This is a genomic window from Micromonospora tarensis, assembly GCF_016803395.1.
Taxonomy (GTDB): Bacteria; Actinomycetota; Actinomycetes; order Mycobacteriales; family Micromonosporaceae; genus Micromonospora; species Micromonospora tarensis.
The window spans coordinates 24,493-38,614 of record NZ_JAEVHL010000034.1 but is presented as its reverse complement, the minus strand read 5'-3'; the positions used below and the strand labels follow the sequence as shown (position 1 = coordinate 38,614).

Below are 14,122 nucleotides of genomic sequence, written 5' to 3'. Positions count from 1 at the left end.
CAGCCCACCGGTGCGCCCTGCTCCCGCTCGCCGAAGCCGGGCCGGTCCCCGGCCGCGCGGGCACCGCGCGCCGGCTCGGTGGTGAGCGCGCCGCGCTCGATCAGCAGGGTGACCAGCTCGGCCAGGTAGAAGGGGTTGCCCTGGGCGGTGGCGAGCAGCCGGTCGGCGTCGGCCGGTGGCAACTTGCCGCCACCGAGGTAGCTGGTGAGCAGCCGCGCGGCGTCGGCACCGCGCAGCGGCGGCAGCGCGTGCACCTCGGCGTCCGCGACCCGGGTCAGCGCGCCGGCGGTACGCACCAGCTCGGGGCGGCCGAGCAGCAGCACCAGCACCGGCCCGGTGAGCCTGGACAGGGTCAGCCCGAGGGCACTGATCGTCTCGGCGGTGGCGTCGTGCAGGTCGTCGACCACGATCACCAGCGGCGCCTCCGAGGCGAGCCCGCTGAGCAGGTCGGCGACCGCGTTGGGCACCACCTCGGCATCCGCGGCCGGGGTGCCCGTGCCGCCCCACTCGCCGCTGTCGGTGCCGGCGTGCGCCGGGAGTTCGGCGTAACCGAGCAGGGCGAGCAGCTGCTCCGTGGCGATCGGCGGGGTCTCGCCGGGTGCGCGGGCGAGACGCTGCTCCAGTCGCCGCAGCCGCTCCTCCACCGCCGGGCGGGTCAACGCGGTGGAGGCGTCACTGGGCAGGCCGACGGCGGCCCGCACCAGGTCGGCCAGGGGCGCGAGCCGCCGCCGCTCACCGAACGCGGCACAGCGCACCGAGAGCACCCGGGCGCCGGTGTGCGCCGCGTACCGGCCGGCTCCCACGTCGTACCCGGCGGCGAGACGTTCCACCTCGGCGGCGAACCGGGACTTGCCGATACCCGCCTCGGCGGTCATCAGCAGCACCCGTGGGTCGCCCTGGTCGATCACCTCGGCGAGTCGGCCGGCGACCCGGCCGATCTCCGTCTCCCGACCGACGTACGGCGCCTCGTCGCCCAGCCCGGACCGGGTGCCCGGCGCGTCCAGCAGACCCAGCAGCTCGTACGCCTCGACCGGCTCCCGCTTGCCCTTGAGTCGCAACGGGCGCAGCGCCCGCCACGAGGACACGTGCCGGGTGGCGGCGGCGGTACGCCCACCGGCGTAGACGGCACCGACCGCGGCGGCGTCGGCGAGCCGGGCCGCGGTGTTCACCGTGTCACCGATGACCGTGTACTCGATCGCGGCCTGGATGCCCGCGATGACGTCGCCGGTGTTCAGCCCGACCCGCAGCCCGAGCGGCGCACCGCCGCCGCGCTCGTCGTCGAGCACCCGGCGCACAGCCCGCTGCATCGACAGGGCGGCCCGGACGGCGCGCTCCGCGTCGTCCTCGTGCGCCACCGGAGCGCCGAAGACCGCCATGATCCCGTCACCGGTGAGCTTGTCGACGTGCCCGCCGAAGGTCTTCACCGCACCGGCGAGGGCGGCCAGCACCCGGTCGGTGACCGCTCCGACGCGCTCCGGGTCGAGATCCTCCGACCAGGAGGTGAATTCGGAGAGGTCACCGAAGAGCACGGTGACCACCCGACGCTCGGCGGCCGGCAACGTGGCGGCGGCCGGCAGCGCGGCGCCACAGTTGTGGCAGAACCGCGCGCCGGGAACGGCGACGGTTCCACACACGGGGCAGGTCACATGTGCTCCAACCCACTGACCCCGGTCGCGGATTCCCCGGTGTCGACGCCCAGATACTCCAACTGGGCACGGACCGACCACTCGGCCGCCCACCAGAGCGAACGGTCCACGTCCGCGTAGACCGTCGCCACCACGTCGGCGGGGGTGTGGGCGCCGGCGGCGACCGCCGCCCGGACCTGGTCGAGCCGGGCCCGGCGGTGGGCGAGGTAGAACAGCGCGGCGGCGGCGCAGTCGGCCAGCGCCGGGCCGTGACCGGGCAGCGCCGGGATCTCCCGGTACGCGGAGAGCAGCTCCAGGCTGCTCAGGTAGTCACCGAGGTGCCCGTCCGGATGGGCGACCACTGTCGTGCCCCGGCCGAGGATGGTGTCACCGGTGAGCACCACCCGCTGGTCGCCGTGCTCGACCAGGAAGCAGACCGAGTCGGCGGTGTGCCCTGGCGTGTTCAACAGGCGGATCTCCAGGCCGAAGCCGCCGAGTTGCTCACCCGGCTCGGTCAGCGGCGCACCGCCGATGGTGTGCGCCGGGTCGACGGCGAGGACGTGCACACCGCCGAGCAGCTCACTGAGCCGTGCCGCGCCCTCGGTGTGGTCGGGGTGGCCGTGGGTGATCAGGATCAGCCCGACCGGGCCGTGCTCGGCGATCCGGTGCAGGTGCCCCTCGTCCGCCGGACCCGGGTCGACCACGACGGCGTACTCGGCCGTCGGGGCGCGCAGCAGCCAGGTGTTGGTGCCGTCGAGGGTCATCGGCCCCGGGTTGGGCGCGCGCAGAAGTGTCACCCAGGTCGGCAGTTCGTCGGCAAGCGCCGCCACCGCCCCCGTCACGTGCCCGCTCATGGCTGCGATCGTACGACCCCGCTCGCCATCCTCCACGATCTTGCACCTTCGGCCCCTGATTCGTCCCTGTTCAGGGCTTTCCTCCGGGCGAAAGTGCAAGATCGTGGGGTGGTGCGGGACGCGTCAGGCGACCTCGACGATCAGCTCGATCTCCACCGGGGCGTCCAGCGGGAGTTCGGCCACGCCCACCGCGCTGCGGGCGTGTCGGCCGGCCTCGCCGAAGACGGTGCCGAAGAGATCGGAGGCACCGTTGATCACTGCGGGCTGACCGGTGAAACCGGGTGCGGAGGCCACGAAGCCGGTCACCTTGACGATTTTGACCACGTTCTCCAGGCCGACCAGCGAGTCGACCGCGGCCAGCGCGTTGAGCGCGCACCGCTGGGCCAGGTCCTTCGCCTGGTCGGCCGAGACCCCGGCGCCGACCTTGCCGGTGGCGAGCAACCGGCCCTCGGCGATCGGCAGCTGGCCGGAGACGTACACGTGCTGCCCGGACTGCACGGCCGGGACGTAGCTGGCCACCGGAGGCACGACCTCGGGCAGTTCGAGCCCCAACTCGGCGAGCTTCGCGTGCGGACCGTTGCTCATGCCTTGGGTCGCTTCAGGTAGGCGACCAGCTGGTCCGGGTTGGGCCCGGGGACCACGGCGACGAGCTCCCACCCGTCCTCGCCCCAGTTGTCGAGGATCTGCTTGGTCGCGTGGACCAGCAGCGGGACCGTGGAGTATTCCCACTTCTGCATCGCTGAAGGGCTCCCTCTCGGTGCGGAATTGTTCGAGGGACAGCCTACGGTCCGCTGGCCGGACGAGGTACGGGACGCTGCTCCGGCGCGGCCGGCAACTCCCCGCAGAGCCCTTCGTGCTCGTACCCCTGCGGGCAGCGGGACCGGTCGGGCAGCAGCAGGTCACAGAAGACCCGGTGCCGGTTGTTCTGGTCGTCGGCGTTGGACACGGTGGTCTCCCCAGCGTCCAGCTCGGGCAGGAAGCCCAGCGACACCGCCACCCGCCCGGCCAGCACGGTCGCCGCCGCCAGCGTCGGCACCCGGATCGGCAGGTGGATGACGAAGCCCGGCTCGTCGTCGTCGCGGGCCCGTTCGGCGGGCGGGTTCGGCACCCGAGCCGCCTCGGCCTGCTCGGGCATCCGGCGGTACGACCGCTCGTTGATCGGCTGGCTGGCGACCTGCCCGCCGGCCTCGACCAGCGAACCGGGTCGTCGCGACCGTTCGTTGGTCGGGAACTGGGTGCGAGGGATGTTGTCCGCGTCGCGCATGCACTGCCTCCGGTCGTACCGCTCGGATCATGCTTCCGTACGGACCCGTTCGTCCGTTCCGGTCCCCCGCACCGGACGAAGGTAGGTGTGCGGCCGCAGTCCCGCCAACAGGACGCGCACAAGGCGTCACCAACAGTCACATATGCGACACCTCGCAGGTCAGGGGTTTGACATCGGATCCGGCGCGGGTCTCGCGCTCCGGATCGGTGGCCGGTACGGCGCGGCAGCGGCGACACCGAGTGAGTCATCGACCGCTACCCTTCCGGTCGGACGGTCGCGCAGCGCCCGGCCGCCCGCTCGATCACGCTCGACGCCAGGGGTGGCGACGGGCGCCGCACCCCCCGGGGGAAAGACATGACCCAACCGCCCAGCGGCGACCAGGCCGGCACACCCGCCCACCCGCCGGCCCTCCCGGATCCCACCGGTCAGCCCGACGCGCTGGTCTCCGACCAGCCGGCCTCCGTCGCGCCGCCCGGGCAGCTCGCCCTCCCCGCATCCCCGGCCGAGCCGGCGCTCCCCGCCCAGCCGGCCGTCCCCGTGCAGTCAGCCTTCCCCGGGCAGCCCGTCGGCTCCGGCGTGGCCGGGCAGCCGGATGCGGCGGGCGACGGCTTTTCGGGTGGAACGCCGACGCAGCCCGGCGCTGCTGACCCGGCTGCGATCCCGCCGGCCCCGCCGGCGTACCCGCCGTACCAGGCCGCGGCCGAGCCGAAGAAGAAGCGCGGCGTGCTGATCGCGGTGATCGCCCTGGCCGTGATCATGGTGCTCTGCGTGGGCGGGGGTGTGGTGGCGTTCCTGACCCTGCGCGACGCCGAGAACGGCGAGGGCGCCAAGGAGCCGACGGTCGCCGTCGACGAGTTCCTGACCGCGGTCTACAAGGATCGCGACGCGACCAAGGCGGCCAGCCGGGTCTGCGCCGCCGCCCGCGACGACGACAAGATCGCCGCGAAGGTGGCCGAGGTGCAGAAGTACGCCTCCACCTACCAGAACCCACGGTTTCGGTGGACCACCCCGAAGGTGGACAACCAGACCGGGGACCGGGCCACCGTCTCCACCCGAATCACCATGACCACCGCCGACGAGAAGGTGGCTGACCAGGAACTGCGCTTCACTGTGGTGCAGAAGACGGGTTGGTGGGTCTGCGAGGTCGCGTGACCGCCGAGGCTGGATAGGCTCGACGGGTGTGTGCAGCTGAGCAGCCGGTCGAGCCGGCCGGGACCGGTTGGCCCGCCCGCCTCCACGTGGTGACCGGCAAGGGTGGCACCGGCAAGACCAGTGTCGCGGCGGCCCTCGCCCTCGCGCTCGCCGCCGGCGGCCGGCGCACCCTGCTGGTCGAGGTCGAGGGGCGGCAGGGCATCGCCCAACTGTTCGGCATCGACCCGCTGCCCTACGAGGAGCGGCACCTCGCCGACGCGCCGGACGGCGGGGAGGTACGCGCGCTCGCGGTGGACGCCGAGGAGGCGCTGCTCGAGTACCTCGACATGTTCTACAAGCTGGGCGCGGCCGGCCGGGCCCTCCGCAAGCTCGGCGCCATCGACTTCGCCACCACCATCGCGCCGGGCCTGCGGGACGTGCTGCTCACCGGCAAGGTGAAGGAGGCCACCACCCGCACCTCCGGTCAGCGGCGCGCGTACGACGCGGTGGTGCTGGACGCACCGCCGACCGGGCGGATCGGCCGCTTCCTCAACGTGACGGCGGAGACGGCCCGGCTGGCCAAGGTGGGCCCGATCAAGACCCAGAGCGAGGGGGTCGCCGCGTTGCTGCGCTCCCCGATGACCGCGGTGCACGTGGTCACCCTGCTGGAGGAGATGCCGATCCAGGAGACGGTGGACGCGATCGCCGACCTGACCGCGCTCGGCTTCGGCATCGGGAAGGTGCTCGTCAACGGCGTCCGGCCGCCGCTCCCCGTCGGCCGGTCGGTCACCCCCGCCGACCTGGAGCGCGGGCTGGTCGCCGCCGGCCTGCCGGCCGATCGGGACGTGGTGGCCAGATTGCACGACGAGGCACGGGACCAGCTCATCCGTCGCGAACTGGAGGATTCGCTCCGCGCCGACCTGGTGGAGTTGGGGCTGCCGATGATCGAGCTGCCGTTGCTGCCGGACGGGGTTGACCGGGCAGGGCTGGCGATGCTGGCCCAGGCCCTCGTCCGCGCCGAATGACTCACACCTGAGCGCAGCACGGGCACGTGGACCGACCGGCCCGATACGCTCGATTGGTGCCTTCCGAAGACGCGGCGCCGCAGCTGGACGTCGACCAGATCCTCGCCGACCCGGGCGTCCGGATCGTCGTGTGCTGCGGTGCGGCGGGGTGGGAAAGACGACCACGGCCGCGGCGTTGGCGCTGCGGGCGGCCGAGCACCACGGCCGGCGGACTGTGGTGCTCACCATCGACCCGGCCCGCCGGCTGGCCCAGTCGCTGGGCCTGACCGAGCTGGACAACACCCCCCGCCAGGTCAAGGGGATCGACGTCGAGAGCAGCGGCGGCGAGTTGCACGCCATGATGCTGGACATGAAGCGCACCTTCGACGACGTGGTGTTGCAGCACACCGACCCGACGAAGGCCGCGGAGATCTTCGCGAACCCGTTCTACCAGGCGATGAGCTCGACCTTCGCCGGCACGCAGGAATACATGGCGATGGAGAAGCTGGGCCAGCTGCACGCCCGGGGCGAGTGGGACCTGATCGTGGTGGACACCCCGCCGTCGCGCTCGGCGCTCGATTTCCTGGACGCGCCGGCCCGGCTCTCCCGCTTCCTCGACGGCCGGATGCTGCGACTGCTGCTGGCCCCGGCGCGCAGCGGGGGCCGAAGCATGTTCAGCCTGGTCACGGCCTCGTTCGGGATGTTCTCCAAGGTGGTGCAGAAGGTGCTCGGCGCGCAGCTGCTCACCGACCTGTCCGGCTTCGTGGCCGCACTGGATTCGATGTTCGGTGGCTTCCGCCAGCGCGCCGAGCAGACGTACCGCATCCTGCAGGCGCGGGAGACGGCCTTTCTACTGGTCGCGGCGCCGGAGCCGGACGCGGTCCGGGAGGCCGCCTACTTCGCGGGTCGGCTGCGCGACGAGCGAATGCCGCTGGCCGGTCTGGTGCTCAACCGGGTGCACCGCCCGGCGGTGCCGGAGCTGGACGCCGAGCAGAGCCGGATCGCCGCCGAGCGGCTGACCGAGCTGGGTGGGCACGAGGCCACCGCCGAGGTGCTGCGGGCGCACGCCACGCTGGCCCGTCAGGCGGTACGCGAGCAGCAGGTCGCCGCGCGGTTCACCGAGGCGTTCCCGGCGGTGCCGGCGGTGTCGGTAACGGCGCAGCCCGCCGACGTGCACGACGTCGACGGGCTACGGACGATCGGCGCGGCGATCAGCCGGCCGTGACCCGTTTCAATTGGCCGCGCTGACCAGGATCTTGTCCTTGGCGGCCTTGTCCTTGCTGTTCTTCTTCATCGCCGCCTCGAACATCTTGCGCCAGCTCGTCACCTGCGGGTGACGACGCAGCAGCGCCCGCCGTTCGCGTTCGGTCATGCCACCCCACACACCGAACTCGATCCGGTTGTCCAGCGCGTCGGCCAGGCACTCGTACCGAACTGGGCAGCTCCGGCAGATCCGCTTCGCCACGTTCTGTTCGGCGCCCTGTACGAACAACGCGTCCGGGTCCCCGTTCTGACATGCCGCCAGCGACGGCCAGTCAGTGATCATGCCCATGTGTACACGTCCCCCCTTGCAGTACCTACCGACCTCGTCGATGCACGTCAGCCGGCAATTCCCCCCGATCGCCCGGCCTGCCTTCCCCAAGGCGGCGCGGACGACATGTGGCGCTGTCGCCGCCCCCATCATGCTCTGTAGTCGACTGATTACGCAACGTTGTCGGCAAAATCCATTATTCCGGACACTCCCGGCTTCCCGGGCCTTCGACCGCCGGTTACCCCGCCGAGGTCGGCGATAACGCTGCGCCGCCTCCCTGAATCGGGAGAGACTCACGCCGGGTCACACGCAACCAAGCACCGGGGGTCGTGCGTTTAGCACAACGAGGGCAGCGCGCGCAGGAAATGGGGAAAGAACGCCCCAGCGCCCCTCGTTCCCTACTCGCGTACCCTGTCGAGGTGACCTGGATGCGGAAACGTGACCACAATGTGCTGACCAACGCCGCATCGCTACTCGTGTGTGGCCTGTTGGCCGGCGTGGTGGTCGCTGCGGCGGCCTTCCCCGCGGTAGCGATGTCCGGCCTGGCCGCGAAGGCCGGCGCCAAGACATTCGGCGCCCTGCCCACGGAGTTGACTGTGGCCCGCGCGCCGCAGATCAGCTATCTGTTAGCTGCGGACGGCAAGACACCGCTCGCGACCATGTACGACGAGAACCGGCGCGACGTGAAGTTCGACGACATCTCGCCGTTCATGCGAAAGGCGATCATCGCGGCCGAGGACCACGACTTCTACAAGCACAACGGCGTCGACATCAACGGTGTCGCCCGCGCGTTCGTCAACAACCAGAGCGAGGGCAGCGGCCGGCAGGGCGCCTCGACGCTGACCATGCAGTACGTCCGGCTGGCCATCGCCTACTCGGCCACCCACCCGGCCGACGTGGTCGCGGCGACCGAGGACACCAGCGCCCGCAAGCTCCGCGAGATGCGGCTGGCCCTCCAGGTCGACAAGGAGTTCTCCAAGGACGAGATCCTCACCCGCTACCTCAACCTCGCCTCGTTCGGCAACGGCGCGTACGGCATCTACGCGGCCAGCCAGGTCTACTTCGGCAAGCCGCCGAGCAAGCTGAAGATCGAGGAAGCCGCGCTGCTGGCCGGCATGGTCAAGGCGCCGACGACGAACAACCCGACCACCGAGGCCGGCTACCCGCTCGCGTTGGAGCGGCGCAACTACGTCATCGACAACATGGTCGACATCAAGGCCATCAGCCAGCAGGAGGCGGACGCCGCCAAGGCCACCAAGTTGGTGGTGAAGGACAAGCGCACCCCCAACGGCTGTGTCTCCGCCAACGTGAACGAGTGGGGCTTCTTCTGCGACTACTTCTACCGCTGGTGGATGCAGCAGGAGACGTTCGGCTCGACCACGTACGACCGGGAGCGGCGACTGAAGAGCGGTGGCTACACCGTCGTGACGTCGATCGACGTGCAGGCGCAGCGGGGCGCCGACGCGGCGGTCCGTAGGTCCAAGAGCGTGAACAGCAAGGAAGCCGTCATGGTCGCGGTGGTCGAGCCGGGCACCGGCCGGGTGCGGGCGCTCGCGGTCAACCGGCAGTTCAAGCTGGACGACCCGAAGAACCCGAAGAACAAAATCTCCAGCGATCCGGCGAAGAGCAGGAAGGGCATCCGGGGCAACTACCCGGCGACGGTCAATCCGCTGCTCACCGGCGGCGACGGCATCACCGGCTACCAGGCTGGCTCGACCTTCAAGATCTTCAGCATCGTCGCGGCTCTGGAGAAGGGCATCCCGCTCAGCTACACGTTCAACGCGCCGCAGCAGTTCAAGTCGGAATACATCATCGACAGCAGCAGCCCGGCCGCCTGCAAGGGCACCCACTTCTACTGCCCGACCAACTCCGGCCTGAAGGCCGGCGGTGTGCAGAACATGTGGAGCGCGTTCGCCCAGTCGATCAACACCTACTTCGTCCCGCTCCAGCAGCAGGTCGGTGCGGAGAACGTGGTCGACGCCGCCCGACGGGCCGGCATCCAGTTCCGGGCGAGCAACGACGCCACCTTCGCCGCCAGCAAGGAAGCGGCCCACCAGTGGGGTGCCTTCACCCTGGGTGTCTCCTCCACCACCCCGCTCGACCTGGCCAACGCGTACGCGACTCTCGCGGCGGACGGCAAGTACTGCGAGCCGATCCCGGTGCAGGAGATCCGGGACCCGGAGGGCAAGAAGCTGGACATCGCCAACCCGCGCTGCGAAAAGCGGTTCAGCACCGAGGTGGCCCGCGCCGCCGTGGACGCCGCCCGCTGCCCGGTCGGCGACAACTCCGCCACCAGCAAGTGCGGCGGCAACCGTACCGCCGCGGTGGTGAAGAGCGTGGTCGACGCGCCGGTGGCCGGTAAGTCCGGCACCACCGACTCGGAGAAGACCGCCGCCCTGGTCGCGATGACCAAGCAGTACTCGGTGGCCGGCATCATGGCCGACCCGGACTGGCCGCAGACCAACGTCAAGATGAAGCACAAGGAGAAGGACGGCATCAACCCGCCGGTGTACGAAACCCTGCGGGACGCCATGAAGAAAAAGCCGCGGATCAACTTCGAGCCACCGGGCCAGAAGATCTCCGAGGGTGACCAGCGCAGCATTCCCGACGTCAAGTGCGTCTCGGTGGATCAGGCGAAGTCCCGGCTCAAGGGTGCCGGCTTCGAGCCGGTCGTCTCCAGCGCGAAGGTCCCCTCCTCCTGCAAGGCGGGCGACGCGGCCGGCACCAGCCCGGACGGCCGCACGATCAAGGGTGGCGTGGTCACCATCCAGGTCAGCAGCGGCGGCGGCGCGCCGGGCAACACCGATGGCACCCCGCCCGGTAACCAGCCCGCTCGTCCGGGCAACGGCCGACCGGGCGGCTGAGCCGACGAGCAGGACACGAACGGGCGGGCACCCTCCTCGGGTGCCGCCCGTTGTCTGTCCGGACCAGCGAGCGGCTGCCGCCGCTGACCCGCTGGGTCAGAGACCGAGCTGTCGGCGTACCTCGGCGGCCACCCGGCCACCCTCGGCCTGGCCAGCCACCGCGGCCTGGGCCGCCTTCATGGCCGGGCCCATCTGGGCCTTCCCGGTGAAGCCGCCCGCGGCGAGCGCCCCCGACACCAGTTCGGTCAGCTCGGCGTCGGAGAGCTGCCTGGGCAGGTAGCGGTCCAGCACCTCGCCCTCGGCGGCCTCCTTCGCGGCCTGCTCGGCGCGGCCGGCGTCGGCGAACGCGGTGGCCGCCTCCCGACGCTTCTTGGCTTCCTTGGTCAGCACCGCGAGCACCTCGTCATCGGTGAGCTCGCGCTTGGCCTTGCCGGCGACCTCGGCGGTGCCGACGGCGGCCAGGGCCATCCGCAGCGTGGAGGTGGTCAGCTCGTCGCGCGCCTTGAGCGCGGAACGCATGTCGGCGGTGAGGCGGTCCTTCAGCGTGCTCATGGACGGTCAAACTACCCTGAACGCCATGCGAAAGCGCACACTATTCCGGCTCGCCGCCGGAACCGCCACGATCGGCGCGGCCACCCTCGGGTACGCGTCGCTCGTCGAGCGCAATATGTTCACAGTGCGGCGGTACGACGTGCCGGTGCTCCCGGCCGACGCGGAACCGCTGCGCGTGCTGCACCTGTCGGACCTGCACATGATGCCCAACCAGGCGCGCAAGCAGCGCTGGGTGGCGTCGCTGGCCGCCCTAGACCCCGACCTGGTGGTGGTGACCGGCGACAACATGGCCCACCCGGACGCGGTGCCCGGGGTGCTGCGTGCCCTGCAACCGCTGCTGGACTACCCGGGTGCGTTCGTGTTCGGCTCCAACGACTACACCGGCCCGGTGTTGAAGAACCCGTTCACCTACTTCCTGCCCGACCGGGAGTACACCGAGGGCGTCGAGCTGCCCTACGAGGAGCTGCGCCAGGTCTTCACCGGCGCGGGCTGGGCAGACCTCAACAACGCCCGGACCATGCTCAAGGCCGGCGGTCGGCAGCTCGACCTGGTCGGGGTCGACGACCCGCACATCGACCGGGACGACTACCCCTCGGTGGCCGGCGCGGTGTCGTCCTCGGCCGACCTCTCCATCGCGCTGACGCACTCCCCCGAGCCACGGGTGCTCGACCAGATGGCAGCGGACGGCTTCGGGCTGCTGCTGGCCGGGCACACCCACGGCGGTCAGGTCTGCGTACCGGGCTTCGGGGCGCTGGTCACCAACTGCGGCCTGCCCCGCTCGATGGCGCGCGGTCTGCACCGGTGGCCGGGCTCGGACTCCTGGCTGCACGTCTCCGCCGGCCTCGGCACCCACCCGACGGCCCCGATCCGCTTCGCCTGCCCCCCGGAGGCCAGCATCCTCACCCTGATCCCCCGCTGACGCGCTGCGCGGTACGCGCTCGCGCGTGCTTGCCATCGCGCGCGCTCCATGATCCGCACAACTTCCCTGATGTAGTGGTCTCGTCGCGCCGCGAGGCCACTACATCGCCGAAGTTGTGCGGATCATGGGGGCGCCGGGCGGCGGGGGTACCGAGTTTGACCATCGGAGCGGGTGGGCTACTATTTGTCGGCACGCCTCGGGGTGTGGCGCAGCTTGGTAGCGCGCTTCGTTCGGGACGAAGAGGTCGTCGGTTCGAATCCGGCCACCCCGACCAGAGGTAAGGCCAGTTCAGGGCCGGTTCCCCACAAAGGGGGCCGGCCCTGAACTGTCTCCCGAGAGTGTCCGTGGGAGAGATCTGGGAGAAAATCTTGAAAATCGCGTCTCCCAGCGACCTCTACGCAGGCACCTTCAGTAGCCGGTCCAGCGCGGCCACGGGTGAGCCGGGCGACATCTCCCGGCGGGCTACAAGCGACGCTTCCCACAGATCAGTGAGCGCGATCACGAGTCGGTGCCGCATGTCGTGCGTGACGTGCGAATAGCGAGCCTGAATCGAACCGTCCTCATGCCCCATCCGGTCATCCATCAGCTTCGGAGGAACGCCCGCGCCGACCATGACCGTCTTGTGCGTGTGCCGAAGTCCATGCGGCGTCAGACCGGGCGCGATCGGCAGCCAACACGATTCAGCGCGCGCGGCGGCGTTCCGGCCACGCGCGGGCACACCTGGCCATGGGTCAGCCAGCAGCGGCACCGGCCGCGCCTGCTGCGGGGCCTTCTTCGGGTACCAACCGGTGGCCGACGGGTGGAAAAGCCACGTAGCGAAGCTGTTGCGCCGCCAGTGAGCGGCCAACTCCCCCGACGATCCAGCGCCACGGACATATCCGAGGTCTTCGGCCGCAGCCAGAACCTTGACGCGCGTCGCCTCCCGCACGACCTCTGAATGGTTCATGGCCGCAGAGGCGGTACCGGTCGATACGCCTGCGCGGCGGGCAACGTCGACAAGCTTTGGCCCTGGTCGCTGTGCCGCCCCATTAGCGGCCCGATAGCCGCCAAAGACGTATTTCAGCCCGTGGCAAGAGCACGGCTTAGGTTCCGTGCTCGCGATGTGATCGGACACCAGCCCGGATAACCACGGCGGCAGATCGATCGTACGGTGGGAATCATCCTTAGGTGGGCAGCGGTGCAGTTCACCGGTGTCAAGTTCGTATAGCTGCCACTCCACTCTCAGACTGGTTGAACGCACGTATTGTGTCTCCAGCCCGACCAGTTCGCCCCACCGAATGCCCGTGTAACCCTTGAGCACAACGGCCGTAAATTCGTCGTCGCGGCCGGACAAGAGCGCGGCGCGCTCAGCAAGCAGCAAGATGCCAAGCGGGTCCGTAACGGCCTTCTCCGGGCCGCGATTGCGTGAGCGGCCAGCGCGTTTACCCCGCCCACGGCGTCGGGTGGCGGGATTGGAATCCCGCAGCCCCTCTTCTACAGCGTCAGCAAGGATCAGGTGAAGGGTAGCGCGCCAAGTCTTGATACTCGACTCGGCATAGCCGAGAGCCCTTTCCTTCTTTTCCCAGGCGGCCACGTCCGTAGCTGTCATGCCAGCAATCGCCGCGTGCTCGAACGCGGGCAGCAAATGCTCCTCGATGTGCCGCTTATAGTTCTGCAACGTCGACGCGGCCAGGTCTTGGGCGGCGTACCACGCGCTGACGTACTGCCCGAAGGTAATCCGGCTTGCCGCAGGGTCGCGGAGGCGGCCGGCGCGCACTTTGGCCTCCTCGTCATTGGCGGCGCGTTCAGCCTCACGCTTGGTGCGGAAGCGAACAGTCCCGCCGGTCGAGTCACTGACGGTCCCGTACCTGCCGGACCTTGTTTTGTACCGGCCGCGCCAGTAATCTCCGCGATTTTCGGCGTATCCCAAATCAGCCTCCTTCTCATAGGACGTGCGCCCGGCATGAGGCCGAGCGGCACCGGAAACAGAATTCCTAGGCAGCGAGGGGCGCTTGTCCGGCCACACGCCGCGCCCGGCGGGGCGGTCGCGCCTTGAGTTGGACTGCCGGATCAGTGCCTCCTGATCGGCTGCGGCGTGGGGTGGAAGCTGCATGGCCCAATTGCGGATCGACCGCAGGTCGGCGCTCGAACAGTCGAACGATCTCAGCAATATGTTCGTCAGTGAACCGGTAGCTTCCCCCAATCCAGCTATAGGGAATCCGGTCGTTACGGGCCTGCTCTTTTACCCACCACTCCGAACAGCGAAGGATTTTGGCAACTTCGGCAGGGCGGTAGAGCGTTCCGGGGGAACCTGGCTTGTCTGGGTGAAGCTTGGGGGTGTCCGGCTTCACGCGCGTGCCTCCTTGGTGGCGGATCGTGGGTCGTGGCCGGCTGAGACG

The 14,122-nt window shown here is 70.2% G+C and carries 13 protein-coding genes, 1 tRNA gene and 1 pseudogene; 6 read left to right on the top strand and 9 right to left on the bottom strand.

The annotated features are described in order from the left end of the window. The 5 genes from JM949_RS10480 to JM949_RS10460 form a co-directional block, all read right to left on the bottom strand. Nucleotides 1-1,646: adenylate/guanylate cyclase domain-containing protein (locus JM949_RS10480; RefSeq protein WP_309232099.1), on the bottom strand; the 1,646-nt coding region annotated here is incomplete at its 3' end. Continuing rightward, nucleotides 1,643-2,479, bottom strand: a complete 837-nt coding sequence (locus JM949_RS10475; protein WP_203148207.1) for an MBL fold metallo-hydrolase — start codon at nt 2,477-2,479, stop codon at nt 1,643-1,645. The genes JM949_RS10475 and JM949_RS10480, both read right to left, overlap by 4 nt. Nucleotides 2,480-2,602: 123 nt before the next feature. Beyond that, complete coding sequence (locus JM949_RS10470; protein WP_203148206.1) at nt 2,603-3,064, bottom strand: RidA family protein; 462 nt, start codon at nt 3,062-3,064, stop codon at nt 2,603-2,605. Further along, a complete protein-coding gene (locus JM949_RS10465) occupies nt 3,061-3,216 on the bottom strand; it encodes a DUF4177 domain-containing protein (RefSeq protein ID WP_007466198.1) in 156 nt (51 codons plus the stop codon). The genes JM949_RS10470 and JM949_RS10465 overlap by 4 nt, the downstream gene beginning before the upstream one ends. 44 nt (nt 3,217-3,260) lie before the next feature. Beyond that, entirely contained in the window at nt 3,261-3,743 is a 483-nt protein-coding gene (locus JM949_RS10460) for a hypothetical protein (RefSeq protein ID WP_203148205.1), read from the bottom strand. A 537-nt stretch (nt 3,744-4,280) separates the two neighbouring features. Here JM949_RS10460 and JM949_RS10455 point away from each other — a divergent pair. From JM949_RS10455 to JM949_RS10445, 3 genes and pseudogenes are all read left to right on the top strand, one after another. After that, on the top strand, nt 4,281-4,895 hold the full coding sequence (locus JM949_RS10455) for an Rv0361 family membrane protein (RefSeq protein WP_407664723.1): 615 nt from the start codon (nt 4,281-4,283) through the stop codon (nt 4,893-4,895). A gap of 26 nt (nt 4,896-4,921) precedes the next feature. After that, complete coding sequence (locus tag JM949_RS10450) at nt 4,922-5,899, top strand: ArsA family ATPase (RefSeq protein ID WP_203148204.1); 978 nt, start codon at nt 4,922-4,924, stop codon at nt 5,897-5,899. Between the two features lie 53 nt (nt 5,900-5,952). Then, nucleotides 5,953-7,103: pseudogene (locus JM949_RS10445) on the top strand (ArsA family ATPase). 6 nt (nt 7,104-7,109) lie between these two features. On the opposite strand, the gene JM949_RS10440 reads toward JM949_RS10445, so the two are convergent. Continuing rightward, nucleotides 7,110-7,430, bottom strand: a complete 321-nt coding sequence (locus JM949_RS10440) for a WhiB family transcriptional regulator (protein WP_053654856.1) — start codon at nt 7,428-7,430, stop codon at nt 7,110-7,112. A gap of 407 nt (nt 7,431-7,837) precedes the next feature. Here JM949_RS10440 and JM949_RS10435 point away from each other — a divergent pair, with 407 nt between their 5' ends. Beyond that, nucleotides 7,838-10,273 (top strand): penicillin-binding protein, encoded by a 2,436-nt coding sequence (locus JM949_RS10435; RefSeq protein ID WP_203148203.1) that lies wholly within the window; start codon nt 7,838-7,840, stop codon nt 10,271-10,273. 96 nt (nt 10,274-10,369) lie between these two features. Here JM949_RS10435 and JM949_RS10430 read toward each other — a convergent pair whose 3' ends face one another. Beyond that, nucleotides 10,370-10,825: a GatB/YqeY domain-containing protein gene (locus tag JM949_RS10430; protein ID WP_203148202.1), complete on the bottom strand. Its 456-nt coding sequence runs from the start codon at nt 10,823-10,825 to the stop codon at nt 10,370-10,372. Nucleotides 10,826-10,850: 25 nt separating this feature from the next. Between JM949_RS10430 and JM949_RS10425 the strand changes: the two genes are divergently transcribed. Next, nucleotides 10,851-11,744 (top strand): metallophosphoesterase, encoded by an 894-nt coding sequence (locus JM949_RS10425; protein WP_203148201.1) that lies wholly within the window; start codon nt 10,851-10,853, stop codon nt 11,742-11,744. A gap of 197 nt (nt 11,745-11,941) precedes the next feature. Continuing rightward, nucleotides 11,942-12,018, top strand: a tRNA-Pro gene (locus tag JM949_RS10420). Between the two features lie 120 nt (nt 12,019-12,138). Here JM949_RS10420 and JM949_RS10415 read toward each other — a convergent pair. Together JM949_RS10415 and JM949_RS36785 are read right to left on the bottom strand one after the other, a co-directional pair. Then, nucleotides 12,139-13,653, bottom strand: coding sequence for a LacI family DNA-binding transcriptional regulator (locus JM949_RS10415; RefSeq protein WP_203148213.1), 1,515 nt, complete (start codon nt 13,651-13,653; stop codon nt 12,139-12,141). 64 nt (nt 13,654-13,717) lie between these two features. Further along, on the bottom strand, nt 13,718-14,074 hold the full coding sequence (locus tag JM949_RS36785; RefSeq protein WP_309232098.1) for a helix-turn-helix domain-containing protein: 357 nt from the start codon (nt 14,072-14,074) through the stop codon (nt 13,718-13,720). Nucleotides 14,075-14,122: the final 48 nt, after the last annotated feature.

Bases quoted from the DNA above. Each gene is read 5' to 3' on its own strand.
- JM949_RS10475 (WP_203148207.1), bottom strand. From the start codon at position 2,479: ATGAGCGGGCACGTGACGGGGGCGGTGGCGGCGCTTGCCGACGAACTG.
- JM949_RS10470 (WP_203148206.1), bottom strand. From the start codon at position 3,064: ATGAGCAACGGTCCGCACGCGAAGCTCGCCGAGTTGGGGCTCGAACTG.
- JM949_RS10465 (WP_007466198.1), bottom strand. From the start codon at position 3,216: ATGCAGAAGTGGGAATACTCCACGGTCCCGCTGCTGGTCCACGCGACC.
- JM949_RS10460 (WP_203148205.1), bottom strand. From the start codon at position 3,743: ATGCGCGACGCGGACAACATCCCTCGCACCCAGTTCCCGACCAACGAA.
- JM949_RS10440 (WP_053654856.1), bottom strand. From the start codon at position 7,430: ATGGGCATGATCACTGACTGGCCGTCGCTGGCGGCATGTCAGAACGGG.
- JM949_RS10435 (WP_203148203.1), top strand. From the start codon at position 7,838: ATGCGGAAACGTGACCACAATGTGCTGACCAACGCCGCATCGCTACTC.
- JM949_RS10430 (WP_203148202.1), bottom strand. From the start codon at position 10,825: ATGAGCACGCTGAAGGACCGCCTCACCGCCGACATGCGTTCCGCGCTC.
- JM949_RS10425 (WP_203148201.1), top strand. From the start codon at position 10,851: ATGCGAAAGCGCACACTATTCCGGCTCGCCGCCGGAACCGCCACGATC.